Source organism: Oceanithermus desulfurans (assembly GCF_014201675.1).
Taxonomy (GTDB): domain Bacteria; phylum Deinococcota; class Deinococci; order Deinococcales; family Marinithermaceae; genus Oceanithermus; species Oceanithermus desulfurans.
In genome coordinates, this window is the sequence record NZ_JACHEZ010000002.1 from 40,677 (window position 1) to 65,610 (window position 24,934).

At 70.8% G+C, this 24,934-nt stretch carries 27 protein-coding genes and 1 riboswitch; of the genes, 10 read left to right on the forward strand and 17 right to left on the reverse strand.

The window, feature by feature from the left end:
* Positions 1–171: 171 nt before the first annotated feature.
* Entirely contained in the window at positions 172–1,326 is a 1,155-nt protein-coding gene (locus HNQ05_RS02550) for a VanW family protein (RefSeq protein ID WP_147145776.1), read from the reverse strand.
* Positions 1,327–1,435: 109 nt separating this feature from the next.
* Here HNQ05_RS02550 and HNQ05_RS02555 point away from each other — a divergent pair, with 109 nt between their 5' ends.
* A complete protein-coding gene (locus tag HNQ05_RS02555) occupies positions 1,436–4,354 on the forward strand; it encodes a carboxypeptidase-like regulatory domain-containing protein (RefSeq protein ID WP_147145774.1) in 2,919 nt (972 codons plus the stop codon).
* Here HNQ05_RS02555 and HNQ05_RS02560 read toward each other — a convergent pair.
* From HNQ05_RS02560 to HNQ05_RS02570, 3 genes are read right to left on the reverse strand one after another with little or no spacing between them, the layout of a single operon-like run.
* Complete coding sequence (locus HNQ05_RS02560) at positions 4,351–5,112, reverse strand: hypothetical protein (protein ID WP_147145772.1); 762 nt, start codon at positions 5,110–5,112, stop codon at positions 4,351–4,353. The genes HNQ05_RS02555 and HNQ05_RS02560 overlap by 4 nt on opposite strands.
* Positions 5,109–5,930 (reverse strand): hypothetical protein, encoded by an 822-nt coding sequence (locus HNQ05_RS02565; RefSeq protein WP_147145770.1) that lies wholly within the window; start codon positions 5,928–5,930, stop codon positions 5,109–5,111. The genes HNQ05_RS02560 and HNQ05_RS02565 overlap by 4 nt, the downstream gene beginning before the upstream one ends.
* Positions 5,931–5,962: 32 nt before the next feature.
* The gene (locus tag HNQ05_RS02570) at positions 5,963–6,634 is read right to left on the reverse strand and encodes a hypothetical protein (protein ID WP_147145768.1); all 672 of its coding nucleotides are present in this window, start codon (positions 6,632–6,634) and stop codon (positions 5,963–5,965) included.
* Between the two features lie 319 nt (positions 6,635–6,953).
* Positions 6,954–7,040: riboswitch (cyclic di-GMP riboswitch) on the forward strand.
* Between the two features lie 73 nt (positions 7,041–7,113).
* On the opposite strand from HNQ05_RS02570, the gene HNQ05_RS02575 reads away from it, so the two are divergent.
* Positions 7,114–7,542 (forward strand): hypothetical protein, encoded by a 429-nt coding sequence (locus tag HNQ05_RS02575; protein ID WP_147145766.1) that lies wholly within the window; start codon positions 7,114–7,116, stop codon positions 7,540–7,542.
* Between the two features lie 532 nt (positions 7,543–8,074).
* Here HNQ05_RS02575 and era read toward each other — a convergent pair.
* Positions 8,075–8,977, reverse strand: coding sequence for a GTPase Era (gene era, locus HNQ05_RS02580; protein ID WP_147145764.1), 903 nt, complete (start codon positions 8,975–8,977; stop codon positions 8,075–8,077).
* Positions 8,978–9,067: 90 nt separating this feature from the next.
* On the opposite strand from era, the gene moaA reads away from it, so the two are divergent.
* A complete protein-coding gene (gene moaA / locus HNQ05_RS02585) occupies positions 9,068–10,045 on the forward strand; it encodes a GTP 3',8-cyclase MoaA (RefSeq protein ID WP_147145762.1) in 978 nt (325 codons plus the stop codon).
* A gap of 12 nt (positions 10,046–10,057) precedes the next feature.
* Here the strand turns inward: moaA and HNQ05_RS02590 are convergent, their stop codons facing one another.
* From HNQ05_RS02590 to HNQ05_RS02615, 6 genes are all read right to left on the reverse strand, one after another.
* Positions 10,058–10,735, reverse strand: a complete 678-nt coding sequence (locus HNQ05_RS02590) for a Type 1 glutamine amidotransferase-like domain-containing protein (RefSeq protein WP_183677562.1) — start codon at positions 10,733–10,735, stop codon at positions 10,058–10,060.
* 8 nt (positions 10,736–10,743) lie between these two features.
* Positions 10,744–11,085: a DUF6394 family protein gene (locus HNQ05_RS02595; RefSeq protein WP_147145758.1), complete on the reverse strand. Its 342-nt coding sequence runs from the start codon at positions 11,083–11,085 to the stop codon at positions 10,744–10,746.
* Positions 11,072–12,166 carry a potassium channel family protein gene (locus HNQ05_RS02600; protein ID WP_147145756.1) on the reverse strand — a complete coding sequence of 365 codons (1,095 nt, stop codon included), beginning with the start codon at positions 12,164–12,166 and terminating at the stop codon, positions 11,072–11,074. Before HNQ05_RS02600 ends, HNQ05_RS02595 begins: the two co-directional genes overlap by 14 nt.
* A gap of 68 nt (positions 12,167–12,234) precedes the next feature.
* The gene (locus tag HNQ05_RS02605) at positions 12,235–13,401 is read right to left on the reverse strand and encodes an aminotransferase class I/II-fold pyridoxal phosphate-dependent enzyme (RefSeq protein ID WP_246104081.1); all 1,167 of its coding nucleotides are present in this window, start codon (positions 13,399–13,401) and stop codon (positions 12,235–12,237) included.
* 19 nt (positions 13,402–13,420) lie between these two features.
* Positions 13,421–13,921, reverse strand: coding sequence for a MogA/MoaB family molybdenum cofactor biosynthesis protein (locus HNQ05_RS02610; RefSeq protein WP_147145754.1), 501 nt, complete (start codon positions 13,919–13,921; stop codon positions 13,421–13,423).
* A 36-nt stretch (positions 13,922–13,957) separates the two neighbouring features.
* Complete coding sequence (locus HNQ05_RS02615) at positions 13,958–14,971, reverse strand: threonine aldolase family protein (protein WP_147145752.1); 1,014 nt, start codon at positions 14,969–14,971, stop codon at positions 13,958–13,960.
* 94 nt (positions 14,972–15,065) lie between these two features.
* On the opposite strand from HNQ05_RS02615, the gene HNQ05_RS02620 reads away from it, so the two are divergent.
* Positions 15,066–15,917, forward strand: coding sequence for a hypothetical protein (locus HNQ05_RS02620; protein WP_147145750.1), 852 nt, complete (start codon positions 15,066–15,068; stop codon positions 15,915–15,917).
* 22 nt (positions 15,918–15,939) lie between these two features.
* Here the strand turns inward: HNQ05_RS02620 and HNQ05_RS02625 are convergent, their stop codons facing one another.
* Positions 15,940–17,241 (reverse strand): amidase, encoded by a 1,302-nt coding sequence (locus tag HNQ05_RS02625; RefSeq protein ID WP_147145748.1) that lies wholly within the window; start codon positions 17,239–17,241, stop codon positions 15,940–15,942.
* Positions 17,242–17,276: 35 nt separating this feature from the next.
* On the opposite strand from HNQ05_RS02625, the gene HNQ05_RS02630 reads away from it, so the two are divergent.
* Both HNQ05_RS02630 and HNQ05_RS02635 read left to right on the forward strand, forming a co-directional pair.
* Positions 17,277–17,903, forward strand: a complete 627-nt coding sequence (locus HNQ05_RS02630; protein WP_147145746.1) for a histidine phosphatase family protein — start codon at positions 17,277–17,279, stop codon at positions 17,901–17,903.
* Positions 17,904–17,906: 3 nt separating this feature from the next.
* The gene (locus tag HNQ05_RS02635) at positions 17,907–18,635 is read left to right on the forward strand and encodes a sulfite exporter TauE/SafE family protein (protein ID WP_147145744.1); all 729 of its coding nucleotides are present in this window, start codon (positions 17,907–17,909) and stop codon (positions 18,633–18,635) included.
* On the opposite strand, the gene HNQ05_RS02640 is transcribed toward HNQ05_RS02635, so the two are convergent.
* A complete protein-coding gene (locus HNQ05_RS02640) occupies positions 18,632–19,021 on the reverse strand; it encodes a metallopeptidase family protein (RefSeq protein WP_147145742.1) in 390 nt (129 codons plus the stop codon). The genes HNQ05_RS02635 and HNQ05_RS02640 overlap by 4 nt on opposite strands.
* Positions 19,022–19,053: 32 nt before the next feature.
* On the opposite strand from HNQ05_RS02640, the gene HNQ05_RS02645 reads away from it, so the two are divergent.
* Together HNQ05_RS02645 and HNQ05_RS02650 are read left to right on the forward strand one after the other, a co-directional pair.
* Positions 19,054–19,950 carry an ArsA family ATPase gene (locus tag HNQ05_RS02645; protein WP_147145741.1) on the forward strand — a complete coding sequence of 299 codons (897 nt, stop codon included), beginning with the start codon at positions 19,054–19,056 and terminating at the stop codon, positions 19,948–19,950.
* Entirely contained in the window at positions 19,931–20,299 is a 369-nt protein-coding gene (locus HNQ05_RS02650; RefSeq protein ID WP_147145739.1) for a cupin domain-containing protein, read from the forward strand. Before HNQ05_RS02645 ends, HNQ05_RS02650 begins: the two co-directional genes overlap by 20 nt.
* A gap of 8 nt (positions 20,300–20,307) precedes the next feature.
* On the opposite strand, the gene HNQ05_RS02655 is transcribed toward HNQ05_RS02650, so the two are convergent.
* The 3 genes from HNQ05_RS02655 to HNQ05_RS02665 form a co-directional block, all read right to left on the reverse strand.
* Positions 20,308–21,597, reverse strand: coding sequence for a TRAP transporter large permease (locus HNQ05_RS02655; RefSeq protein ID WP_147145737.1), 1,290 nt, complete (start codon positions 21,595–21,597; stop codon positions 20,308–20,310).
* On the reverse strand, positions 21,594–22,175 hold the full coding sequence (locus HNQ05_RS02660; protein ID WP_147145735.1) for a TRAP transporter small permease: 582 nt from the start codon (positions 22,173–22,175) through the stop codon (positions 21,594–21,596). The genes HNQ05_RS02655 and HNQ05_RS02660 overlap by 4 nt, the downstream gene beginning before the upstream one ends.
* Before the next feature lie 71 nt (positions 22,176–22,246).
* Entirely contained in the window at positions 22,247–23,230 is a 984-nt protein-coding gene (locus tag HNQ05_RS02665; RefSeq protein ID WP_147145733.1) for a TRAP transporter substrate-binding protein, read from the reverse strand.
* Positions 23,231–23,404: 174 nt separating this feature from the next.
* Between HNQ05_RS02665 and HNQ05_RS02670 the strand changes: the two genes are divergently transcribed.
* The gene (locus HNQ05_RS02670) at positions 23,405–23,620 is read left to right on the forward strand and encodes a hypothetical protein (protein WP_147145732.1); all 216 of its coding nucleotides are present in this window, start codon (positions 23,405–23,407) and stop codon (positions 23,618–23,620) included.
* Between the two features lie 45 nt (positions 23,621–23,665).
* On the forward strand, positions 23,666–24,220 hold the full coding sequence (locus tag HNQ05_RS02675; protein WP_183677563.1) for an NADPH-dependent FMN reductase: 555 nt from the start codon (positions 23,666–23,668) through the stop codon (positions 24,218–24,220).
* On the opposite strand, the gene HNQ05_RS02680 is transcribed toward HNQ05_RS02675, so the two are convergent.
* The gene (locus tag HNQ05_RS02680; RefSeq protein WP_147145728.1) at positions 24,208–24,933 is read right to left on the reverse strand and encodes an ABC transporter permease; all 726 of its coding nucleotides are present in this window, start codon (positions 24,931–24,933) and stop codon (positions 24,208–24,210) included. The genes HNQ05_RS02675 and HNQ05_RS02680 overlap by 13 nt on opposite strands.
* Between the last annotated feature and the right edge of the window lies 1 nt (position 24,934).

A 24,934-nucleotide genomic window follows, 5' to 3' on the forward strand; every position in this document is an offset into this window, starting at 1 on the left:
CGCAGGCCGCTTTCCGAATCCCCGCACCGGCCCTCCCCTTTGGGGAGGGCGCCGGCAACGTTCCGCAGGACCGCGCCTCGACCCGGCCCCGGGCCCCGGCCTTCGCCGGGGTGACGGGGGGAAGTCGCTTGCGGCGACGGGGCCGGGGATCGACGCTTGCGAACGGTGCCGCTAGGGCCGCGGCGGCGGCCCGGCGCCCTGCACCTCGGGTTTGCCGATGACCGGCGGGAGCGGCACCGCGGGCTCGAGCCCCGGCGGGCCGACCAGGAAGACGTCGCCCCAGGGGCGGTAGGTACTCTCGAAGACGTCTTCGTAGACGCGGCCGTCGTCGTAGTAGACCTTGCGCCGCACCACCGCGGTCAGCCCCTCGGCGGCCCAGTCGATCTGCTTGCGGTACCCAGGCTCGAGGGTCTCGTCCACCACCTCGCGCGGCTCGAGCGGCGGCTTGCGGTCGCGGATGAACGGCCCCTCCCAGGTGACGCTGCGGTCGGCGGTGCCGAAGAAGCGGACGTAGAGCTTGTACCCCCGCACCTGCGCCAGCACCAGCACGTCGCCGGGGGTGTCGTTGATGAACTTCAGGTCGCGCCAGGGCTGGTAGATCGTCGCGTCGAGCCCCACGGGCCGGTAGTAGCGCAGCTGGTAGCTGTGCGGGTAGCGTTCGGTCACCGGCAGCCCGGCGAAGAAGGCGGCGCGGAAGGTGGTGGTGGAAACCTGGCAGATGCCGCCGCCCACCCCCTTCTCGGTGGCGTCGCCGAGGATGACCAGCGACTCCACGTAGCCGTTCTCCTCGTCGATCGCGCCCACGGCCCGGTTGAAGGAAAACTCGGCGCCGCGGGGGATCCAGCGGCCGTTCAGGTGGGCCGCGCCAGTGCGGATGTTGTGGATGCGTGCCGGGCTCGAGCCCCAAAACCCGGTTACCCCCTCGCCGATCAGCCCGCGCACGCCCCGGGCGTACCACTCGCTAACGCTCGGCTCGGGCTCGATCACCTCGACCGGAATCACGAACTGCGTCCGCCCCAGGAAGGCAGCGTCGCGGTAGGCCACCACCGCGGCCTCGACGTCCATGCGGTAGCCGCGCCGCTGCAGCGCCACCCAGCCGCGATGGGGATCGTAGACCCAGCGCGCCGGCCGCACCTCACGGCGCACCTTGTCCGCGAGGGCCCGCACCTCTTCGGCGCTGTTCACGGGGTAGACCTTGGTGCCCACGTACTCGTGCAGCTCGCCGCCCACGATCTCGTGGTCGCGAATCACCCAGACGGCGTTGACCTGGGCCAGCGCCGGAACGGTAAGCAAAAATACTCCTAAAATCTTCCAAATTTCACGCATTCCAAGATCTCCGCAGTCTTCCCATCCTATCCTACGGCGGCCCCGACCGCCGTTCATACCCCCGTTTGAGGGAAGAATCGCGTAGCCATGGGCGTTTAGAATGATCGGGATGGCTTACGGCACCCGCCAGCGTCCGCACCTTGCCCTCTGGATCGCCCTGCTGATCCTGCTCGGGGGGCCGGGGCTGGGGCAGGGGGTGCTGGTCGAGCGGGCCTCCCCCGAGGTCAAGAAGGCCGCCCCCGGCGCGACGGTCACCCACGTCTTCGTCCTGCGCGGCTCGGGCCGCGTGCAGGTGCGGCTCGCCTCCCAGCACGGCTGGCCGCTGCTCACCCGCGAACGCACGGTCGCGCTCGAGGCCGGGCGGCCCTATTATTTCCCGGTCACCCTGCGGGTACCCGAGGGCGTTCCCGCCGGGACCCGCGACCGCCTGCGCCTCCAGGCCGACGGCGGCTTCGCCGACGCCTTCACCGAGGCGGCCTACGCCCCCGGGCTCGAGGCGCGCTGGCCGGCCGAGGTCGCCTACCTGCCGCCCCTGGGGCGCTTCACCCTGGAGGTGGCCAACACCGGCAACGGCGCCGACGTCGTCCTCGTGCGCCTGACCACCCTGGAGGGGGTTCCCGTCTACCAGGCGCGCCTCCCCCTCGAGGCCGGGGAGCGGCGCGAGCTGCGCGTGACCGTGGCCGAGCCGCGGGTGTTGCGCCTGCTGGTGCGGCTCGAGCGCGGCGGGGTGCAACGCGAGGGGTACGTCAACGTTCAGCCGGCGCGCGCCAAGAGCGACGGCGCCTTCCGGTTGCTGGGCCGCGCCGGCGTCGCCTACCGCTACCCCGGCGACCTCTCGTTGGCCCTGGGCGCCGCCGGGCCGCTTTCCGACTTCGCCCAGTTCAGCGTCGGCGCGGGCTACGCCCTGGGCAGCCGGCCCGCGGGCAGCCTGGGCCTGAGCTGGCCGGGGGGGTACCTGAGCGCCGCCTTCGGACCCAGCTACGGCGTGGCCCTGGGCCTCTACGAGGGGGCGGTGAGCACCCAGATCGCCTTCAGCGGGCCGGTCCGGCGGGGCAGCATGAACTTCGACGTCTCCGGCCGCGGCTACGGCTTCGGCGCCGCGGCGCTCCTCGACGAGGACCCCAGCCTGCGGCTGAGCGCCGATCTGGCCACGGGCCGCGACGAAGCCCAGCCCTTCCGGCCGGGAACGCTCTCGGCGGAGCTGACGCTGCGGCCCGCGCGCCCCGAACTGAGCGGCCAGCTTGCCTACGGCTTCAGCTACCGCGACTGGCCGGTGCGGCTGCAGGGCGGCTTCACCGGCGATGCGGCCGTGCCCGTGGAGTTCCGCTTCAGCGCCGACGTCAACCCCGAGCCGTTCAGCCTGGGCGGGCGGATCGTCTGGACCGGGCTGGGCGTGCGCGACTGGGGGGTGGCGGCGGCGAGCAGCAGCGAGCGGCTCGAGCTCGACCTGCCGCTCCCGGTCACCTTCGGCGCCGCGGCCGGCCCCGACCGCCTGAGCGGCTTCGCCCGCGCGAGGCTCGACCTGCCCGCTCCCTGGGGCGACCTCGGCGCCGAGGCCCGCGTCGAGCGGCGCGCGGGCCGCACGACGTTCACGGTCTCCGGTGGCAGCGAGGCCAGCGCCGCCGACGGGCTGGCGCTGATCGCGCTGGACGGCCGGCTCGGCTGGCCGCTGGACCTGAACGAGGTCAAGCTGGGGCTGCGGATGGGCGGCAGCGAGCTGCGCACCCGGGCCGATCTGGCCTGGGCGCCCTGGAAGCCCGGTCTGAAGACCGCCCTGGCGCTGGAGGTGCCCGCAGGGGGCGCGCTGCTGCAGGCCCGCGTCGATCGCGAGTGGTACGGCGGTCGCACCACCCTGAGCCTGGGGGCGCAGCTGCCGCTGGTGCTCGAGGTGCCGCCCGCCGTGACCCGCTTCTTCGGCGGCCGCAACGTAGGCGTCATCACCGGCGAGGTCCGGATCGAGGGTCCCGAGCGGCTGCGCGAAGGCCTCGTCGTGCGCGCCGGCGATCGCGAAACGCGCACCGACGCCCAGGGCCGCTTCCGGCTGGAGCTGCCCCCGGGAACGTACACCGTCGCGGTCGATACGGCCCGGTTGCCGGCCGTACTGGTGCCGGTGCGCGGCCAGGTGCGCGTCGAGGTGCGCCGGAAGCAGCGCGTCTCCGTGCGGCTCGTGCTGGCGGCGCGCAGCGTCCTGGAAGGCCGGGTGCGCGTCGTCGCCGAGCCCGGTCGCGAGCTTTCGCCCCGTCGCTTCGCGGTCGCGATCGAAGACGCCCAGGGTCGGCAGACCTCGCTCTTCACCGACCCCGGCGGGGCGTTCACGGTACCCGCGCTCGTGCCGGGGCGCTACGCCGTGCGCCTGCTCGAAGACCTGCTCCCTCCGGGCTGGGAGGTCGTGGTCGCGGAAACGGCCGTCGAGCTGCGCCCCGGCGAGACGGGGCGGGTGGAGCTGGCGGTGCGCCCGCCCCCGCGCAAGGTCTACAGCGGCGGCCGGGTGCAGATCCTCGAGGTCCGGCCCGAAGCCGACCGGGTACCGCCGGGGGCCGCGCCCCTCGTCGAAGTGCGCCTTCAGGGCGCACCCGGCCGGGTCGTCGTGGTGCTGCAAGGCCGCATCGTCGGCATCCTGCTGCCGGTCGCGGAGGAGGAAGGCGTCTGGCGCGGCCGCCTGCGCGTACCCGACGACGCCGAAGGCCCCCTGGCGCTGCAGGTGGAAGCGACGAACGGCACGACCGCGCGCTTCCCCTTCTTCCTGAGCGTCAGCCGCGACGCCCCCTGGGGCGTGGTGCGGGCGCTGCCGGTGGCCCGACCCGGGCAGACGCTGGCCGTCGCGGTCCACTGGTACGCCCCGGTCGAGGCGAGCTGGATCGAAGCGGACGGCGGGCGCGTCGCCCTCGCGGGGGAGGGCGCCGACTGGTCGGGCCGCCTGACCGTCCCCGAGGACGCCGGGGAGCGCTGGAGCTACACGGTGAAGGCCCGCCTGGCCGGCGGTACGGAAGTGGAGCTGGAGAGGGTCGTGCTGATCAGGAACGACTAGGGCGCGTAGGGCTTCAGCTCGGGCTCTTCGAACGCCCCGCCGCGCACGCCGAGCGTCGTGGCCGTCCTGCGCACGAAGAGGCCGGGCACGAGCGTGAGCTGCGCGCGGCCGCTTTCGTTGCCGTGCAGCACCAGCCGCACCGGCAGCACCCAGGTGAAGACGGCGGTCCAGCAGCGGTCGTTGTAGAGGTCGCGGCAGGTGCGGTTGCGCCGGTTGAAGTTTTGCACGTTCGAGATCTGCGGATCCGCGAAGGAGATCGTCTGCGAAGCCTGCCAGCCGGTCCACGCGCCCGTGAGCGGGGGCACCGCGGCCGGCGGGGTGGCGAAGGGGGGCAGGAACTGGTCGTCCACCCGCCCCAGGTCGCCGCTGGCGTCGACCTGCAGCGCGTACGAGCGCCTGATCACGCGGACGAGCGCGTCCGTACCGTAGGTGCGGTCGTTCGCCCGGCGGCGGCCCCAGAACTTGACGGTCAGGACCGTCGCGTAGACCGGGTCGCCGGTGTCGGGGTCGGTGCCGTAGACGACGACCGGCGGCGCGGCCGGGCAGCCGGCGGGGAGCGTGAGGTTGCTCACGGTGGCCCCGCCCGCGGGCGTCCCGCCCGGTTCCAGCAGGCCCGCGCACATCAGCTCGAGCGCGCTGGGGCTGAACGTCAGGGTTTGGGGATCGAAGCGGTTGTCCTGGTCCACGTTGTAGTACCAGACCTGGGCGGAGCCCAGCCCGGCCAGGACGAGCAGCAGCACCGCGAGTGCGCGCCTCACGGCAGCGCCACCTCCCCGTAGAGCGGCGGGCCGCCGTACCCCCCGGCGGGGCCCTGCGGCTGGATCTCGACCTGCGCGAGGATCGCGCCCTGCGGTAAGTCCTCGGGGAAGGGCAGCCGGTAGCGCACCAGCCCCTCGCGCAGCAGCACCCGCTCGGGCAGCGGGACGCGGCGCACCACCTCGCCCGCGGTGTCGACGAAGCGTAGCTCGCCGTTGAGACGCAGGTAGACGTTGCCGGTGTTGGCCACGTCGGCGACCAGGAACCGTTTCCCGTCCTCCTCGCCGGTCACGACCGTCACGCCCTGCAGCTCGGCGGCGGGCTGTTCGGTGCCCTGGACGGTGACGTAGACGATCACCAGCGCCCGCGTGCGCATCAGCGCGACGATGCCCTTGCGGTTCACCGGCCTGGGTTCGGTGGTGAAGGCCAGCGCCGCCCAGTAGCTGCCCTCCAGGTTGGGATCGGCGGGGGCGCTGACGGTGAAGCGGATGGAGTGGGCGCCGTCGCGCTCAAGGGTGAAGGGGTCGAGGTTGGCGAGGATCCAGTGTGAAGCGCTGTACGGTACCGACCCCGGCTCCAGCGCCACCAGGCTGCCGTCGGGGCGGCTGGTCCAGTCGACGATCGAGACCGTGATCTGCTGGTCGGGGGTGTTCTTGCTGAACACCGCGGCGTTCTCGGTGGTGGACTCGCCCGGCGCCAGCACCAGCTCGAACCGCGGGGGCGCCACGCCGATGCCCACCTGGGCCAGCGCCGTGTGAAACGAAAAAAACAGAAGAACCCCCGGGATGAGGTTCCGGGGGTTCAAGAGGGTCCTAAGCACCGTTCCAGTATACCCAAGGGGGAATGAGGGTATTACGGAGCGGAAGCGGTGTAGGTAACGACGGTGGTGACGGCGCTGGTGGTGGCCGCGGAGGCCGTGGGGTCGACGTCGGCGGCGAAGGTGAGCGGGATGGCGTACACGCCGGCGTACTGGGTGTACAGCCCATCGGCCTGGGTGGCCAGGCCGGTGGCGGTGCCGGTGGGAATGCTGGTGAAGGTAATGCCGGACGCGTCACCGAAATCGGGGGCCACCTTGTAGGTCACGCCGGAGGGAACGCTGTCGGCCACGACGGACACCGAGTAGGTGGACGCGTTGGTGACGACCAAGAGCGAGCCGTCGGCGCTGCCCAGGCCGTTCCAGTTCACGGTGTAGCCGCTGGTGGAAACGCTGGTGGGGCCGAACTCGCACGTACCAAGTGCACTAGGGCTCGCAGGCGCGCTGCTCTGCGCGGTAACGCTCAGCGACGAGGTGACGAGGCCGCCGATGCAGCTCTGCAGGTTGGCCTTGGACGCCTGTCCCTTGGCCCCCGCGTACACCACGGTTCCGGTCGAGGTTGCGGTGAAGTCGAAGTCCACCGAGCTGGTGTTGGTGTAGACGTAGGCGAAGGCGGGGAAGTTGAAGTTCCAGTTCTGCGCGCCCTGCGCCAGCGCCCCAACGCTCAGGAGCGCACCGGCCAACACCAAGAGTTTGATCGCGTTCTTCATCGTCGTATCTCCTCCTTGTAGGGGTTTGGTCGGTCGCGCCACTGGCTCGCCGCTCGTCCCTTGGCGCCCGTATAGGGACCTGGCGGGTCATCGCCTCCAACTACACGTCTCAGGCTAGGCGAGCCGGCGCGGCTTGCCTACCCCCAAATGGGGGCCCCCAAACGGGGGATGCGCGACGGTGTCGGGTTTTCTGGACCTCTTCGGCAACAGCGCCCGGGGGACTTCACCCGTTTGGGGGTGTTCCCGCAGGCGGATAGCGGCTAGGCTGAGGCTACGAGGACCCGGCCCCCGGGCGGATCCTCGCGAGCCGGTTTCCGGCTCAAATCTTGGAGGCGTTGAACCGTGAGTCCCCAATCTGGGCACCAAGGGGCACGGGGAGCCAGTGGTGCAACCGGCCAAGAAGATGATTGCGATTTCTACGATCACTTCCCCTCATCGAGCACGACCGGTTGCATTCCACCCACGAAGGAGTGGTGGGAATGCAGAAAAGCGTATGGATTGGACTGATGATGTTCGTTCTGGGCCTGGCCTGGGCGGGCGGCAACGCGACCACGAACTTCGTGGTGCGGATGCCCGAAATACTGTGGCTGGAGATCAACGGCCAGAAGACCTCGCAGGTACCCGTGCGGGTCGAGAACGGTCAGGTCTCGCCGGGCGTGCTGCACGTACGGGTGGTGGGCAACACCTCCTGGCGGCTGACCGTGACCGCGACGCCGCTGACCGGGCCGCTCACGCTGCCGCCCGAGCGGCTGGTGCTCGCGGGCCGGACCCTTTCGGCGCTCGAGCGCACCGTGCGCGAGGGCGTGGGCGGCGCCCGCTTCGACCTGGACCTGAGGGTCCGGCTCGAGCCCGGTGAGCCCGCAGGGCCCTACGAAGGCCTGCTCACCTTCATGCTCTACAAGCTGTAGCCCGGCCGGGCCAGGCGCTGCCCCGTGGCCGCGACCTGGAGCAAGCGGCGGGCTGGATCCGTTCGGACGCTCGCGGCGCGTGGCCCGGGGCCCTGGGGCCACAGAAAAGCCTGCGGGCTGCAGCCTGTGGCCGGTGGCCACACCTCGAGCGTCCTCAAGCCAGCCGAGCCGGGCCCGTGCTTCCTTGGCGTTCCCAGAAAAGACGCGGCGGCCGAACCGCCGGCGAATCAGGCGGCCTCCGGAGGAGGACCGGGCAAGGGGTGCGGCCGCGACACGCAGCGGAAGTCCAGGACGACCCGCGGTCTTCCCCGCCGCCTACCGCCCAGCCCGCACCGCGGACGGCGCACCACGTACCGCTCCCTCCGGCGACGTGCCCGCAGCCCGCAACCTGCGGCGGGCAAGGCCAGGCCCCCTTGAGAATGGGGCGCGGACGCGGCAGGAACCGGAGCCCGACGCCGATTCGGGCCTGCCCGCTTCCGGCCCGCGGCCCCGCCGGCGCCCGGAAGAACGCCCGGCCTTTCCGCCGTCCGCGCTACTCGTAACCCAGCTCGCGCAGGGCCTCGGGGTTCTTGCGCCAGTTGGGGTAGACCTTGACCTCGAGGTCCAGGAAGACCGGGCGGTTCAAAAAGAGCTCGAGCTGCTTGCGCGCCGCGCGCCCCAGCTCCTTCAGCATGCGCCCCCCCTTACCGATCAGGATCGGCTTGTGCGCCTCGCGTTCCACGTAGAGGACGGCGTGGGCGTAGAGGGTGCCGCCCGGGCGCTCGGCCACCTCCTCCACCTTGACCGCGACCGCGTAGGGGATTTCCTGACGCAGCCGCTTCATCACCTCCTCGCGGATCGTCTCGGCGATCCAGTCCTCGATGGGCTGGTCGCTCTTGGCGTGGCCTGGCGGGTAGAAGAAGGGGCCTTCGGGCAGGAGCGCCAGGAGCTCGGCCCGCAACCTGGCCACGTCGCGCTCGGAAAACGCGCTGATCTTGCGCACCTCGGCCCCGGGCAAAAGCGCCGCGTAGGCCTCCAGCGCTTCGTCGGGGTACTTGGCGGCGTCGGCCTTGTTGCCCACGAGCAGCACCGGCTTCTTCCCCACCAGCGGCTCCAGCGTGCGCGCCACCAGCTCGTCCTCGGGCGTGGGCGGGTGGCGCAGGTCCACCAGCCAGAGGACGACGTCCACGTCCGCCAGCGCCTCGGTCACCTGGCGGTTGATGTAGTCGCCCAGGGCGTCGGCGGGCTTGTGCAGCCCCGGGGTGTCCACGAAGACGATCTGTCGGTCGCCCTCGGTGTAGATGCCGCGCACGCTCTTGCGGGTGGTCTGGGGCTTGGGGCTGATGGGGGCCACCTTGACCCCCAGCATCTGGTTGAGCAGGGTGCTCTTGCCCACGTTGGGCTTGCCCAGGATGGCCACGAACCCGGAATGCGTGCGTTCGGTCGCTTCGTTCATCGCCCCCAGTATAGGCGTGGGCGGTAAGCAGGCTTGCATTCGCCCCGAAAGCGTGTTGCTATAATGTGCAACACGGTGGAAGGGGGCGGTATGAAGCTCATCGACAACTACGGCCGCGTGCTCCGGGACCTGCGCATCTCCATCACCCCGCGCTGCAACTACCACTGCGTCTACTGCCACCCGCTGGGCATGGAGATGAGCGACCCTCCCGGAACCGTCACCACGGACGACGTGCGCCACTTCCTGCGCGCGGCCGCCCGCCTGGGCATGGACGCGGTGCGCTTCACCGGCGGCGAGCCGCTGGTGCGGCGCGAACTGCCCGAGATGATCGAGGCCGCGGCCGCCACCCCGGGCGTGCGCGACGTGGCCGTGACCACCAACGGCACCCTCTTCCGCCGCCGCCACAAGGAACTGCTCGCCGCGGGGCTCTCGCGCGTCAACATCTCGATCGACGCCGTGAACCCCGACGTCTTCCGCAACCTGACCCGCGGCGGCGAGATCGCCCAGGTGTGGGACGCCATCGAGCTGGCGCTCGAGCTGGAGCTCCACCCCGTCAAGCTGAACGCGGTGGTGATCGGCGGGATCAACGACCAGGAGGTGGGCGACCTGGCGGCGCTCTCCGTGGACCGGCCGCTGCACGTCCGCTTCATCGAGTACATGCACCTCAACAACGCGCCCTTCGACGAGTACCAGCGGCAGTTCGTCTCCGGGGCCGAGACGCGGCGGCGCATCGAGGAGCGCTTCGGGCCGCTCGAGGAGGTGCCCACCGACCCCAGCTCGCCCGCCCGGGTCTGGAAGGTCGCCGGCAGCCAGGGCACCATCGGCTTCATCAACTCGGTTTCCGAGCCTTTTTGTTCGAACTGCACCCGCCTGCGCCTGACCTCGGACAAGAAGATCCGCCCCTGCCTGCTCACCGACCTGGAGCTCGACATCGCCTGGGCGTTCGAGGCCGACGATCCGGTGGCCGCGCTGCAGGAGGCGCTGCTGGCCGCCGCCGGGAAGAAGCCGCGGCAGGGCTCGACGCTGCCCACCGTGCGCGAGCGGGTGATGCTGGGCATCGGGGGGTAGCCGCCCGGCGGCCTACGTCAGCTCGTGCAAGACGTGCGCTCCGGATGCGAAGTCGCTCATCTCGACCCGGTACGCCGGTCCCCCCAGCACGCGTTCGAACCGCCCGTCCTCGAAAACCAGGCAGGCCCCGTCGCCCATCCCCCAGCCGCGGCGGCTGCCCGTCACCCGCATCGCCGCGAGGAGCCAGGACCGGGCGCGCGGCGTGTCGAAGTGGGCCTCCACCACGTCCTCGACGAAGCCCAGGCCACGCACCGTAGCGATCGCGTTCGTACCCGTCTCCGTGGGGTCGAGGATGCAGCTCCGCGAAGCCAGCCGCGCCCCCGCCGAAAGCCCCGCCAGGGGCACCCCCGCACGGTAGCGCGCGGCGAGGGCCGAGCGCAGGGGTTCGGCGCCGTAGAGGCGGTGGTAGATCGAGGTGTCCCCGCCCCCGATGAAGATGCCCGTGGCCTCCCGCACCGCCTGCAGGGCCGCTTCCACGTCGAGCCGGTCGCCGTCGGGCGCTACGACACGGTACCGCCGCACCCCCAGGCGTTTCCACGGCTCGAGGTAGCGCGGCAGGTACCGCTCCCAACCCGGCCCGCCCTGGAGCAGCAGCACCGGCTCCGGATCGGGCCCCGCGGCGGCGACGAATTCGCGGCTGGCCGCCTCCAGCGCCGCCGCACCGCCCAGGAGGAAGAGCCGTCGCGCCACCGCCGCGGCTACTCCTCCTCCATATAGCTCTTGAGGACGGTGTCGATCACCACCAGCAGCACGCTTACCACGTTGGCCGCCAGCGCCCCCCACGCCAGCGAGACCGCCTCGGCGGGGTTACCGGAGTAGAAGAAGTAGAGCGCCGGGATCAGGTGCAGGTCGGCGACCAAACCGGTGGCCATCAGCTCCGCCGAGAGCACCCGGCCCTCGCCCACCTTGAGCAGGGTCGCCGCCAGGTTGGTGACCACGGTGACGAAGAGTTCGACCCCGTTGGGAAAGACCACGAAGCTGACGTTCGTCGTCAGCGCCATCAACACGAAGAAGTCGGTCAGCAGTTTACGGGAGCTCACGTTCCACCTCCAGGCGCTCGCGCAGCTTCTCGAGCCGCTCGGCGCGTCCGAACAGGATCAGGGCGCAGCCCGGCTGCACCTCGCGCTCGTCGTCGAGTTCCAGTTCCAGGCGGCCGCCGGGCAGCCGCAGCGCCACCACGTTGACCCGCAGCTCCCGCCGCAGCTCGCCCACCCGGCGGCCCGCCCAGGGGTGGCCTTCCTCGACGCGCACCTCGAGCAGGTCCACGTCGGTCTCCTCCCCGAAGGCCAGCCGGTCGAAGAGGCCCTGCAGGTAGCTGGACTCGGGGTGGAACAGGTAGGCCGCCAGCCGCCCCGCGACCATGCGGCCGGGGAAGAAGGCGCGGTTCGCGCCCAGTTCCTCCAGGCGCTCGGCGTCGTCGGGCGAGGAGGCGAAGGAGTAGATGGCGAACTCCTCGGGCTCGGGGCGCAGGAGCCGCGCCACGGCGATGATCGAGATGTTGCGGGCGTCGTCGCCGAGGTTGACCACCATCCCCTCGGCGCGGCGGATGCCCGCGGCCAGCAGCGTCTCCTGTTCGAACGGGGCCTCGGGCAGGTAGTAGGGCAGGCGCAGCTCGGCGATGCGCGCCAGCCCCTCCTGGGTGTCGTCGAGGACGACGAAGGGCACCTTGCGGCGCTCGAGCAGCCGCGCCAGCTCCGCGGTCACCTCGTCGAACCCGGCGAGGATGTAGTGCCCCTCCAGCTTGTCGATGGCGTTCATCATGGAAAGCCTCCTCCACAGGTGCTGCAGTTCTTCCTTGAAGATCACGCGCGCGATGACGGTGATCGTGCTGGTGAAAACCCCCACCCCGCCGAGCGCCAGGAAGGTGGTGAAGATGCGCCCGGCCGTCGTGTCGGCCCCCTGCACCACCTCGCCGAAGCCGATGGTGCCGATGGTGATCACGGTCATGTAGAAGCTGTTGATGAAGTCGCCGCCGGAAAGCGCCATGTACCCCAGCGTGCCCACGGCCAGCGTGAAGTGAAGGATGACCAGGGGGATCGAGAGCTCCCGCAGGATCTCGAAGAGGCGCCGCTCGTAGCGCTCGCGCAGGCGGGTGCGGCGGCGGCGCTTCCGTCGTCGCATGAACGGATTCTACCCGCTGCCGTCCCCCGCCGCAGCCGGGGTGGGCGACCGGCTCGTCCAGGCGCGGGCTAGTCGAGCAGGGCCGCGACGCGGCGCCCGGCCTCGGCCAGCACCTCGGGCGGCTGCACCAGCGCGAAGCGCACGTAGCCGTGCCCGCCGGGGCCGAAGCCGCGCCCCGGCGCCAGCGCCACCCCGGCGTGTTCGACCGCGCGCAGCGCGAAGCGCACGTCGTCCATGCCGTCCGGAAGCTTGAGCCAGAGGTACATGCTCGCCTTGGGGCGGCTCACCGGCACCCCGCAGCCCTCCATGGCCTCCACCAGGGCGTCGCGGCGGCCGCGGAAGACCTGCACGTCGCGCAGCACCCGGTCGGGCGGCAGCCGCAGCGCGGCGATGCCCATCCGCTGGATGCCCAGGTACTGGTTGAAGTCCACCGGGGCTTTGGCCGCCTCCAGAGCGGCGATGGCCTCTGAGTTGCCCAGGGCGAAGCCCAGCCGGAACCCGCCCATGTGGAAGCTCTTGGAAAAGCTGAAGAGCTCGACGGTGCGCTCGAGCGCCCCCTCGAGGGTCAGCGGGCTCACCGCCTCGCCCTCGTAGACCATGTCGATGTAGGGGTTGTCGTGCACGATCAGCAGGTCGTGCGCCTCGGCGAAGGCGAGGGCGCGCTCCCAGAAGTCGCGGCCCGCCAGCGCCGCGGTAGGGTTGTTGGGGTAGTTGAGCACCATCAGCCGCGCCCGCGCGAGCACCTCCGGTTCCAGGTCCTCGAAGACCGGCAGCAGGTCGTCGCCCAGCTTCAGGGGCACCGCCTCCAGCCCCGCCAGCGCCGCCGCGCCCCAGTAGCTGGGGTAGGCAACCTCGGGGATGAGCACCGCCTGGCCGGGGTCGGCCACGGCCAGAAGCAGGTGGGCCAGCCCCTCCTGGCTCCCGATCAGGCTGAGCGCCTGCGAGCCGGGATCGAGCTCGAGCCCGAAGCGGCCGGCGTACCAGCGGGTCGCCTCCTCGAGGAAGCGGTGGGTGCAGCTCTTCAGGCAGTAGCCCCAGGTGGCGGGGTCGCGGGCGGCGCTTTCCAGCTCGGCGATCAGCTCGCCCGGCACCGGCAGGTCGGAAGCGCCGATGGAAAGGTCGATCACCCGCTTCCCCTGGGCACGTGCCGCGCTCTTGGCCCGGTCCATCAAGAGGAAAACGGACTCGGGCATCGCCCGAACCCGCTCGCTGGCCCAACGATTCGGTGGCGTCATGCGCCCCATTTTATACAGGCTAGCTGTGTTCGTGTCCGCCCGGTACGCTGCGCCCGCTCACCTGCTCGATCGCGTGGGGCAGGATCCCGAGCAGCGCCTCCACCGACTCGCGCGCCCCCTTGGGGCTGCCGGGCAGGTTGATGATCAAGGTGGAGCCGCGCACCCCCGCCACCCCGCGCGAGAGCGCGGCCATCGGGGTCTTCTTCACGCCCTCGCTGCGCACCAGCTCGGCCAGACCCGGCACCTGGCGGTCCACCACCTCGAGGGTGGCCTCCGGGGTATGGTCGCGCAGCGCCAGCCCCGTGCCCCCGTTGGTGAGGATCAGGTCGAGGCTGTCGCGGTCGGCCCAGAGCCTGAGCACCCGGCGGATCTGGGCCACCTCGTCGGGGACCACCTCGTAGGCCACCACCTCGTAGGGGCCGCCGGCCAGGGCCTCGCGGATGGCCTGGTGCGTCGTGTCGGCGCGCTCCCCGCGGGAGCTGCGGTCCGACACCGTTAAAATTCCTACGCGAATTGCCATGTCTTACTCATAGTACAGCATCCGACGCCGTCGGGGCTATCCCAGGAGCGGCTCGATGCGCGCGAGCGCCTCGGCGGCGGCCTCGTCGGGAAGGTCGCGGTGGGCGACGAAGCGCACCCGGTCGGGGCCCAGCGCGTTGATCAGCACGCCCGCCTCCCGGAGCCGGGCGGCGAAGCCCGGGGCGTCCCCCACCCGCGCGAAGACCATGTTGGTCTGCACCGACTTCAGGTCCACGTCGAGCCCCAGCCGCACCAGGCCCTCGGCGAGCTCGCGGGCGAGGGCGTGGTCGCGGGCCAGCGCCTGCGGCCCCTCGGTCAGGGCGACGATGCCCGCCGCGGCCAGCACCCCGGCCTGGCGCATCCCGCCGCCCAGCATCTTGCGGTAGCGGCGGATCTCCCCTTCCAGCGCGGCGGGACCCAGCAGCAGGCTGCCCACGGGCGCGCCCAGCCCCTTGGAGAGGCAGACCGAGACGGTGTCGAAGCCGGCGGCGACCTCCCGCCCCTCAACCCCCAGGGCCACGGCCGCGTTGAAGAGCCGCGCCCCGTCCAGGTGCACGGGCAGCCCCGCCTCCCTAGCCACCGCCTGCACCGCCCGCTGCACCGCGAGCGGCACCACCGTGCCCCCGGCGGTGTTGTGGGTGTTCTCGAGCGCGATCAGGCCGGTGGGCGCCTGGTGGGGCGAGGTGTGAACCGCGCGGCGCACGTCCTCGGGGTCGGGCACGCCGTAGGGCGAGGGCACGAAGCGGGGCGAGGCGCCCGAGAGGTTGGCCATCGCCCCGGGTTCGAACTCGTAGACGTGGGCGCCCTCGGTGACGATGATCTCCTGGCCCCGGCGGGTGTGCACCAGCAGGGCCACCTGGTTGGTCATCGTGCCCGAGGGCATGTAGACGGCCCGCTCGAAGCCCAGCAGCTCGGCGGCCAGGGCCTCGAGCCGGTTGACGGTCGGATCTTCGCGGTAGACGTCGTCGCCCACCTCGGCCTCGGCCATCGCCCTGCGCATCGCGGGGCTGGGGCGGGTCACGGTGTCGGAGCGGAAGTCGAGGATCTGCATGGGCTTATCCTAGCGCCCTGTGGCGGCCGACTCACGCGCGCCCCGCCGCGGTGCCGTATCCTTGGGTACAAGCGGTAGCGAAAGGGAGGGGGGTATGACCGGTACGCGCATCCTGTGGGGTCTCCTGGCGCTGCTGCTCGGCGCCTGCGCGGGGAACCCCGACGGCTACGACACGCGCCTGAGCGGGGTGGTGGGTTTCGCGGAGGACGTGCGTTTCCTCGCGGACCCCGGGACCGGCTACGTGGAGGCCTACGTCCGCTTCGGCGCCGACCTGCCCGCGGACGTGATCATCTTCGTGGACCAGGAGCTGCTCGAGGGCGTGACGAACCATCGCTGGACCAAGGGCGGCGACTGGATGGCCTTCGTCGGGTTCCAGCGCGACGGCACCGTCTGGGTGGGTGGCGGCAGCGACGCGGCGCTCGCCGGCACCCCCAGCCGCGAGCGCAACTGGAAGCTGTTCGAACTCGGCCAGGCGCTCCTGCCCGACACCTGGTACCGGGTGCGGGTGACGGCCGACTTCGCGAGCCGCCGCTTTCTGGGGTTCGCGATCGAGGGCGGTGGGCTCGCGCGCCACCTGGACCTCTCCAGCATCCCCCTCGACTACCCCAACTACATGCCCTTCGACCGCGGCAGCACGATCTACCTCGTCGGCGCGGTGCGGGCGCGCAAGTGGGCCACCCAGTCGGGCCGGCCCCTCGTCTTCTTCGACGACGTCGTGGGCGCGGTTCGCGACGGCGACCGCTACCGGACCGTCTTCGCGAACGACTTCGAAAACCAGACCACGGTCGGCCCCCAGCCCGTCACCCTGCCCGTCGTGAAGCTCGACAACTACACGATGGGCTGGTGGTACCAGGAAAACGCGGCCTCCCTCTTCCGCATCGAGCGCCGCCCCTTCGCCCGCTCGGGGGCCGCGGTGGGCGTGGCCGACGTGACGCTCGCGAAGTGAACGACCTCGCCGGCGGGGTGGCCTAAGCGGCCGCGGCCCAGGCGGCGAGGGCGAAGAGTGCGGGGTCGCGTCCGGGCGCGGCCGCGAGCATCAGGCCCACCCCGGGCGCGAGGGGCAGGCTGACCGCCGGCCCGCCGTAGAAGTTGAAGAGCATGGTGTAGGCGAGCACCCGGTCGTTGGCCCGGAAGTAGGCCTCCTCGGAGGCCTCCACTTCGGCCAAGAGCGGCGGCGGCACCGGGGCGGTGGGCAGGACCAGGGCGTCCATGCCCCCAAGCCCGCCCCAGAACGCGGGCACGCGGCGGGCGCGTTCGCGCCTGAGCTGCGCATGGTGGACGCCGGGGCGCTCGGCCACGGCCAGCACCCGCCGCACCACCCGCGGGTCCATCTCGGCGCCGTGCTCGGCGATCAGGTCACGCCAGTACGCGAAGGCCTCGTGGGCCGCCAGGGCGCCGTAGCGGCGGTAAAGGGCGTAGACCTCCGTGAGGCCGGGCAGCGGCCGCCGCTCGAGCCGGGCCCCCGCCGCCTCGAGCCGCGCGAGGGCGCGCTCGAAGGGTTGGGCCACCTCGGGGCGCGCCCGGGTGAGCAGGTCCGCGGGCACGAGCAGCCGCGGACGCGCCGGGGCCGCCGGCAGGGGACGCGGGGGCTCCCCCGCGAGACCCAGAAAAAGGCTCCAGGCGTCCTCCACGTTGCGCGCGAGCGGACCGACGGTGTCGAGGCTCACGGCCAGCGGCGTCACCCCGCGGGTGGGGATCCGGCCCCAGCTGGGCTTGAAGCCGACGAGGCCGTTGAAGGCCGCGGGAATGCGCACCGAGCCGCCGGTGTCGCTGCCCACGGCCAGCGGCACCCGGCCGCGGGCCACCGCGACGGCCGAGCCCGAGGACGACCCGCCCGGAACCCGCTCGGGGTCCAGCGCGTTCGGGGGCGTGCCGAAGTGGGGGTTGAGGCCGAGGCCCGAGAAGGCAAGCTCGTTGAGCTGGCTCTTGCCCACGATCACCGCACCGGCGCGCACGAGGTTCCTCACCGCCGCCGCGTCCTCGCGCGCGGGCGCACGCAGCCGAGCGAGCACCGCCGAGCCCGCGCCGGTCACAGTGCCCCGCAGGTCGAGCAGGTCCTTGACGAGGACGGGCACCCCGTCGAGGGGGCCCAGGGGCCGCCCCGCGGCGTAGCGCGCGGCGCTCGCCTGCGCCGCGGCGAGGGCGCGCTCGGGGGTGAGCGCCGCCACCACGGGCCCGGGTTCGAGTTCGGCGAGGACCCGCTCGGCGACCTCGAGCGGCGAGGCCGCGCCGCGCGCGTAGGCCCGGGTCAGTTCGCTCGCGGTCTTCACGAGCCCAGTCTACCGGGCGGTGTTAGGGTGGAGGGGTGGAAGTCTGGCTCGTGCGCCACGGCGTCACCGCTCACAACCAAAACGGCCTCTGGCAGGGGCAGCGCGACGTTCCCCTCGCCCCCGAGGGCCGGGCGCAGGCGCGGCGGCTCGCCGAACGGCTGGCGCGGCTGGACCTCACCTGGACGTCGCTCCGCACCTCCGACCTCAGCCGCGCGTTCGAGACCGCGCGGATCGTGGGCGCGCGCCTGGGCCTGGAACCGCGCCGCGACCGGCGGCTGCGCGAGGTCTGCGTGGGCGAGCTGGCCGGCCTCACCCGTCCGGAGGTGCAGGCCCGTTTCGCGGACTACGTGACCCGCTCGCAGCAGGACCCCTGGCACACCCGCTTTCCCGGCGGCGAGACCCTGGCCGAGCTCTACGACCGCGTCTGGGCCTTCCTGCGCGAACTCGCAGACGGCCGGCACCTGGTCGTCTCCCACGGCGGCGCGATCCGCGCCGCGGTGCTGGGGGTGCTGGAGGCCCAAAGCGCGGTGCCCTGGCGCATCCGCCTGGAGAACACCTCGATCACCCGGCTGCACTTCCCCGAAGGGGTGACCGGCGGCGGCTTCGTGCACGCCGTCGGCGACGCGGCCCACCTGGAAGCCGGCTGGGACCTGGACGGCTGAACCATGGTGCCGGGGCTCAACCTGCTCGCGGTCTTCGCCTTCGCGATCAAGGGGCTGGCGGGGTTCGGTCCCGCCCTCTTCATCGTGCCGGTGCTCGGCCTCTTCTGGCCGCTGCGCCAGGTGGTGCCCTACACCGCCTTCCTGCTCTTTTTGGCCAACCTGCCGATGCTCTGGCTGGTGCGCCAGGGGCTCGAGCCCCGGCGCGACCTCCCCGCCGCGGCCGCCTACGCGCTGGGGCTGGTGCTGGGCACCCGCCTGCTCGTGACGCTGCCGGAAGCCCGGCTCAAGTTCGCCCTGGGATTGGTGCTGCTCGTCTTCGCGTTGTGGAGTCTGGTGCGCCTGCCCAGCCCCGAGACCGCACCCCCTCTGAACGCCGCCGAGCTCGCCCGGCTCGCGCTGGTGATGCTCACGGGCGGCCTCCTCGTGGGGACGCTGGGGGCGGGGGCGCTGCCGCTTTTCGTCTACCTGCCGCTGCGCTACCCGCCCGCGGCGATGCGGGCCCTCTTCACCAGCGCCTTCGGCCTGGGCACGCTGGTCTGGACGCTGGCCAACTGGCAGGCGGGGCTGCTTACCGCCGAGCTGGTGCGGCTGGCGCTGCTGAGCCTGCCGGGCACGCTGGCGGGGCTGTGGCTGGGGGCGCGGCTCTTCGAACGCCTGCCCCACCGGGGGCAGGTGCGCACGGTGGCGCTGCTGCTCGTGCCGGTGGCGCTCAAGTTGATGGGTGCGCTCTAGCCACGACGGCGTTTGAGGGCCTCGAGCTGGCGCACGTCCTCCTGGATCAGGTCGTCGCGCCAGGCCAGGCTCTCGACGTGGTGGCGCAGCTCGTGGAGCAGCGTCTCCCAGGTTTCGGCCTCCCAATCGAAGCCGGGGTCGCCGCGGGCGATCTCGGCGAAGGAGCCGTAGTAGAGCGCGATGTGGCGGCCCAGGTGCACGTGCCCGGCGAAGACCGAGGGCGGGCCGGGGTCGGTGTACTCGCCGAGCCGCACCACCCCGGGCAGGCCGCTGGGGTCGTGCTTCGCCTGGGGCAGGACGTGCACCCCCTGCAGCTCGCGCTTGAACTCCTCGGGGATCTCGTCCCAGAGCCGGGTCACCAGATCCACGAACTCGTCGTAGGTCACGCCTCCAGCTTACCGGGCGGTAGGCTGAGAAGGTGCACACGGTGCGGCTCGTGGCCGGTAAGGGGGGCGTGGGCAAGACCACGGTCGCCAGCGCGCTGGCGCTTTGGGAGGCGCGGCGGGGGCGGCGGGTGCTGCTCGTCTCCACCGACCCCACCGGGGCGTTGGGGCAGATCTTCCCCGGCGTGGGCGACGAGGCGCGCGAGGTCGCCCCGGGGCTCGAGGCCGTCGAGCTGACACGGCGCGTGGTGCTGACGCACTGGCGCGAGCGCTTCGGCGAGGAGGTCTACCGGGTGCTGCGCAGCCTGCTTCCGGTGGAGCGCGAGATCCTCGACTACCTCGAAGGGGTGCCCGGCCTCGAAGAGGAGTTCCTGCTCAGCTACCTGCTCGAGGCCGAGGCCTCGGGGCGCTACGACCGCATCGTCTGGGACAGCGCCCCCACCGCGGGCACGCTGGCGCTGCTGGAGGCGCAGGCGCTGTTCTACGACCACCTCACCCAGGCCCACCGCCTCTACCTGAAGCTGCAAGGCTACCTCAAGGGCGCCGACCCCACCCCGCTGATCGAGGGCTGGCGCCGGCTCACGGGCGAGATTCTGGCGATGCTGCGCGAGCGTACGCGCGCGGTGGTGGTGGCCCAGCCCGAGCGGCTGCCGGTGGTGCAGGGGCTCGAGCTGATGGCGGCGCTGGCGCGCTTCGGGATCGGGCTCGAGCTCGCGGTGCTGAACCGGGTGCTGGACCCGCAGGCCTGCCCAGACTGCCCGCCCTACGCCGCCCGCGCATCCCGGCAACGCGCCTGGGTCGAGCGCTGGCGGGCAGAGAGCCCGGTCCGGGTCACCCGCCTGCCGGAGCTCGACGAAGAACCCACCCATCGCCACAGCCTCTTGCGCTTGGCCAAGATCCTGGAGGGTGCCCATGGAGGTACGCACGCTTAGGGAGCTGGTTCGTTTCGACGCGGAAAAGAAGCAAAAGATCCCGATCTTCGACTCCCCGCAGCTGTACTACGACCTCTACACGCTGCTGCCGGGGCAGCGGCAAAGGCCCTTCGCTTTCAAGCGGTCCGACAAGATCGTCTACGTGCTCGAGGGCGTCTTGCGCGCCTCCGTGGACGGCGAGTCGGCCGACCTGGCGGCCGGCCAGGCGCTGCGGGTTCCCGCGGGGGCGGTCAACTCGCTGGAAAACGCGGGCGACGAACCGGTCGTCGCGCTCGTGGTCGTGGCCCCCCACCCCCAGTGCCCCAAACGCAAGAAGGCGCGCCCGGGCCTTCGCCCGGGCGCCGGATAACCGCGGCGTTACTTCATCAAACCCGGCAGCCAGAGGCTGAGCTCGGGGAAGAAGATGAGCAGCACCAGGACGAAGAGCAGCACCGAGTAGAAGGGGATCACCCCGCGCACCACCTCGCCCAGCGGGGCCCGGGTGATGCCCGAGATGACGAAGAGGTTCAACCCTACCGGCGGCGTGATCATAGCGAGCTCCATGCTGATCGTCATCACCACCGCAAAGTGGATCAGGTCGATGCCCACGGTCTCCAGGATGGGCTGGAGTACCGGTAGCGTGATCAGGATGATCGAAACGGCCTCCAGGAACATACCCAGGACGATGAACATACCCGAGGTGACGGCGAAGACCGCGTAGCGGCCCATGCCCGTGGCGGCGATCCATTCCGCCGCCAGCTGCGGCACCTGCTTCTGCGTCATGTAGAGCGAGAAGAGCATGGCCGCGGCCACGATGAGGTAGATCATCGAGGTGATGCTCACGCTCTCGCGCACGATCTCGATCCAGTCACGCCAGGTGGTCTCGCGGTAGATGAAGAGGCTCACCAGCACCGCGTAGAAGAGCGCGATCACCGACGACTCGGTCGGGGTGGCGATGCCGCTGTAGATCGTGCCCATGATCAGGAAGGGCAGGAACGCCCCCGGCAGCGCCACGAAGAGCGCGCGCCAGCGCTCGGGCCAACCGGCCCGGGGCAGCCGCCCGTAGTTGTTCCTGATGGCGTACCAGATGGCGAAGACGATGAGGCTGCCCCCCAGCAGGATGCCGGGGATGATGCCGGCAATGAAGAGCTTGCCGATCGACTGGTCGGTGGTGATCCCGTAGATGATCATCGTGATGCTGGGCGGAATCAGGATGCCCAGCGTACCCGAGGTGGCCACCAGACCCATGGCGTAGCGCTTGGAGTAGCCATTCTGGATCATGGCGGGAATGGTCACCGACCCGATCGCGGCCGCGGTGGCGGGGGACGAGCCCGAGATGGCCGCGAAGATCATCGAGGAAACGACGACGACCACCGAGAGGCCGCCGGGAAGGTGCCCCACCCAGGCGCGCACCGCCTCCACCAGGTACTTGGCGATGCCCCCGCGGGCCATCACCACCCCGGTGAAGACGAAGCCGGGGATGGCGAGGAGGGCGAAGGAGTTGATGCCCTCGAACATGCGCGAGGCCGCTTGCAGGATGTTGAAGTCGCCCTGAACCCAGAACGTAATCAGGCTGGCGACGGCGAGCGAAACCCCGATAGGCACACGCACGAGCAGCAGGACGACGAAGGTGCCGAACAGGATGGTCATCGCGAGGCCCACGCTCATACGCCCGCCACCTCCTCGTGAATCGGCTCGCGGCCCCGCAGCACGTCGAACAGGTTGATGGCGAACTGCAGCGCAAAAAGCAGGAAGCCCAGGGGGATGATCAGCTGCAGGATCCACTCGGGAATGTCGGTGTAGATCGACTTGAGCCCCAACATCTTGAGGAAGACGACGAGCTTCCAACCCGTGACGGACATGAAGGCCGCGAAGACCAAGCCGATGAAGTTGGCCAGCAGGTCCATGCCGTGCTTGACGCGATCGCTCACTGCCGTGTAGAGCAGGTCCACGCCGATGTGACGCCGTTCGCGCAGGGCGACCGAGAATCCAAACATCGCCCCCCAGGCCACGAAGACGCGGGCGAACTCATCGGCCCAGCCCAGCGGGTTGTTGAACACGTAGCGGGTGACGACGCTGATCATGACGACGGAGAGGCCTGCGGTAAGGTACACGGCCGAGAGCACGTCTTCGACCACGGCGATCGCCGCTTTGAAAAAGGGCAGCCGTTCCGCCAGCCAAGCCAGGGCCAGCATCGCAGCGGTGACGACCGCGGTCCAGGCCATGAGTTCGGGCGTGCTTACCATGCTCCACCTCCCGGACGGAGCGCCGGGGGGCGGGCCCCCCGGCGAGCATTCCAAGACCTGGGGACCGCGGGCTACTTGAGCGCCTTGATGGCGTTGATCAGATCCCAGCCCACCTTGGGCCCATACTCGTCGTAGACGGGCTTCATGGCCGCTTCCATGGCCGCGCGGTCCTCGTCCGAGAGCTTGACGACCTCCATAAGCTCGCTCAGCTTGGCCAGTGCATCGGCGTTGAGCTTGACGGCCTCTTCGAAGGCCACGTCGTTGGCGTGGGCGATGCCGTCCATGAAGATCTTCTTCTGCTCGGGGTCAAGGCTGTTGAGGAAGATCTTGTTGGTGATCACCACGTAGTCGAGGCGGCCGTGGCCCGTAAGCGAGAGGTACTTCTGCACCTCGTAGTAACGCTGGGTGTAGATGTTCGACAGGGTGTTCTCCTGGCCGTCCACCACGCCCTGCTGCAACGCCTGGTAAACCTCGGAGAAGGCCAGCGGCACGGCGGTGGCACCCAGCGCCTTCATCTGCGCCTCGAGCACGCCCGAGGTCTGGGTGCGGAACTTCAGCCCCTTGAAGTCCGCGGGACGGCGCAGCGGCTTGTTGGCGGTGAAGTGCTTGAAGCCGTTGGGCCAGAAGCCCAGGCCCACCAACCCGGCCTTTTCAAGGCTGGTCAGCAGCTTCTGCGCCGCATCCGACTGGGTGAACTTCTTGAAGTGGTCGTTGTCGCGGAACAGGTAGGGCATGTCCACGAACTGGAAGGCCGGGTTGTAGCCCTTCAGCTTGGTGGCCGAGGGAACGAGCAGCTGGATGTTGTTGAAAATAAGCGCGTTCAGGCCTTCTGCGTTATCTTTATACAGCTGGCTCGAGGGGTAGAGCTCGACCTTCATGGCCCCGCCCGATGCCTTCTCCACGTACTCTTTGAAGGCCTGGGCCGCCTTGCCCTTGGGCGTGTTCAACGTGGTGACGAAGGAGAACTTGATGGTGACGGGCTTGACCGCCAGCGCCATGGGCGCCAGCGCGGCCAGGGCGAGGGCTCCTACCAGGATGCTAATTCGCTTGAACATGTGCTTCACCTCCGCTGCAAAAGTTATACCTACACGAGGTATTCTACGTATATTCCGCATCCGAGCTCAAGGGCATTTGGCCCACGTTTTTCCGATGGCAGCGGTGAATTCCGTTGTGTTTAGGTAATGCGAATCACATTCCTGCCCTTGCCCGGTTCGGCTAGACTGAGCAGCATGACCCCTGGCGCCGCGGCGCTGCTACGCCTTGCCCTGTGGGCCCTGCCGCTGGTGCTGGGCTACCTCGCCGGACGAAGCTGGGGGCGCTTTCGCGTCTTGGGCGGGCTCCTTCTGGGAGCCCTGGCGATCGGCGCACTGGTCAAGCCCTTTCCCCTGGGATGGGTGCTGATCGTGCTCGGGTTCCTGGGGGGCGTGCCCCTGGGGCGAAGGTAGGGCGGGCTACCCGGGCTCGGCGCGGGCGCGCGCATAATGTTCCCTGTGAACGTCCTGGGAATTTCCGGAAGCCTGCGCGCGGCCAGCACCGCGCGCGCCGCGCTGACGCTGGCGCTCGAGGGCGCCGCCGCGGCCGGCGCCGAAACCGAGCTGCTCGACCTGCGCGAGCTCGATCTGCCCCTCTACGACGACGATCAAGCCCGCTACACGGCGGCGAACCGTGCGGCCGTCGCCCGCCTGCAGGCGGCCGCCGAAGCGGCCGACGCCTTCGTCCTCGCCTCCCCCGAGTACCACGGCGGACCCAGCGGCGTCCTCAAGAACGCCCTCGACCACCTGACGGGCCGCCACTTCCGCGGCAAGGCCGCGGGCCTCGTCACCGTGGCCGGGGGCCGGGTCAGCCCCGTCACCACCGCCCACGTGCTGCGCATCGTGCTGCGCCAGCTGCACGCCTACGTGGTACCCCAGCAGGTGGCCCTGCCCGAGGCGGAAAAGCTCTTCGACGCCGCCGGGCGCCTGACCGACGCGGAGCAGGCCCGGCGCCTGCACGAACTGGGGGCCGAGGTGGTGCGGCTGGCCCGGGCGCTGGCTCATTCGAGCTGAGTCCGCACCCGCAGCGCCAGCACGTAGACCCCGGCCACAAAGAACAGCGACGCCTCCGCCGCCAGCGCCGCGAGCAAGGCCGCATCGCCAGTCCGCAGCACTTCGCTCGCCAGGGTGACGGGGTTGACGAGCAGCAGCGCGCGCAACCAGGGATCCAGGCTATCCATGGGCACATAAACGCTGCTGAGGTACTGCAAGATAGAGCTTATGAGGATGGTCAGGATCGACATCTTGGTGATGTCGCGCACCAGGATCGAGAGCGCCGCCAGCAAGCCGCTGGTGGCGACGGTGAGCAGAAACAGCACCAGGGCGGTCACGGAGTTGAGCAGCGCCAGGCTGCGCAATATCCAGACGACCGAAAACGCCAACGTGGCCGCAGCGACGATCAGCCCCATGGTTACGCCCATGACCAGCTTGACGGCCACCACCTGCCGCACCGAAAGCGGCAGACTGAGCCAGTAGCGCAGCGGTTGGTGCGAAAGGCCGAGCACCACGGTGATGGTCCCCAGGCTGGCGGCGGTGACGGTGGAAAAGGGAACCCAACCCAGCACGAAGAACCGCTGCGCCGCTTTTCCACCAAAGGCACCGAACCCTAGCGACACCATGAACAGCCCAAGCGTGGCCGAAAACATGTACGGCAACCAAAGCTCCCACCGCCGTACGGCGCTGCCTGCTTCGTAACGGGCGACAATCAGCAGCTCATGTAGCGGCACG

Coding starts and splice junctions, on each gene's coding strand:
- HNQ05_RS02615 (WP_147145752.1), bottom strand. CDS start 14,971: ATGCAGATCCTCGACTTCCGCTCCGACACCGTGACCCGCCCCAGCCCC.
- HNQ05_RS02670 (WP_147145732.1), top strand. CDS start 23,405: ATGACCCCTGGCGCCGCGGCGCTGCTACGCCTTGCCCTGTGGGCCCTG.
- HNQ05_RS02550 (WP_147145776.1), bottom strand. CDS start 1,326: ATGCGTGAAATTTGGAAGATTTTAGGAGTATTTTTGCTTACCGTTCCG.
- moaA (WP_147145762.1), top strand. CDS start 9,068: ATGAAGCTCATCGACAACTACGGCCGCGTGCTCCGGGACCTGCGCATC.
- HNQ05_RS02570 (WP_147145768.1), bottom strand. CDS start 6,634: ATGAAGAACGCGATCAAACTCTTGGTGTTGGCCGGTGCGCTCCTGAGC.
- HNQ05_RS02635 (WP_147145744.1), top strand. CDS start 17,907: ATGGTGCCGGGGCTCAACCTGCTCGCGGTCTTCGCCTTCGCGATCAAG.
- HNQ05_RS02660 (WP_147145735.1), bottom strand. CDS start 22,175: ATGGTAAGCACGCCCGAACTCATGGCCTGGACCGCGGTCGTCACCGCT.
- HNQ05_RS02600 (WP_147145756.1), bottom strand. CDS start 12,166: ATGCGACGACGGAAGCGCCGCCGCCGCACCCGCCTGCGCGAGCGCTAC.
- HNQ05_RS02655 (WP_147145737.1), bottom strand. CDS start 21,597: ATGAGCGTGGGCCTCGCGATGACCATCCTGTTCGGCACCTTCGTCGTC.
- era (WP_147145764.1), bottom strand. CDS start 8,977: ATGAACGAAGCGACCGAACGCACGCATTCCGGGTTCGTGGCCATCCTG.
- HNQ05_RS02650 (WP_147145739.1), top strand. CDS start 19,931: ATGGAGGTACGCACGCTTAGGGAGCTGGTTCGTTTCGACGCGGAAAAG.
- HNQ05_RS02610 (WP_147145754.1), bottom strand. CDS start 13,921: ATGGCAATTCGCGTAGGAATTTTAACGGTGTCGGACCGCAGCTCCCGC.
- HNQ05_RS02665 (WP_147145733.1), bottom strand. CDS start 23,230: ATGTTCAAGCGAATTAGCATCCTGGTAGGAGCCCTCGCCCTGGCCGCG.
- HNQ05_RS02620 (WP_147145750.1), top strand. CDS start 15,066: ATGACCGGTACGCGCATCCTGTGGGGTCTCCTGGCGCTGCTGCTCGGC.
- HNQ05_RS02605 (WP_246104081.1), bottom strand. CDS start 13,401: ATGACGCCACCGAATCGTTGGGCCAGCGAGCGGGTTCGGGCGATGCCC.
- HNQ05_RS02575 (WP_147145766.1), top strand. CDS start 7,114: ATGCAGAAAAGCGTATGGATTGGACTGATGATGTTCGTTCTGGGCCTG.
- HNQ05_RS02555 (WP_147145774.1), top strand. CDS start 1,436: ATGGCTTACGGCACCCGCCAGCGTCCGCACCTTGCCCTCTGGATCGCC.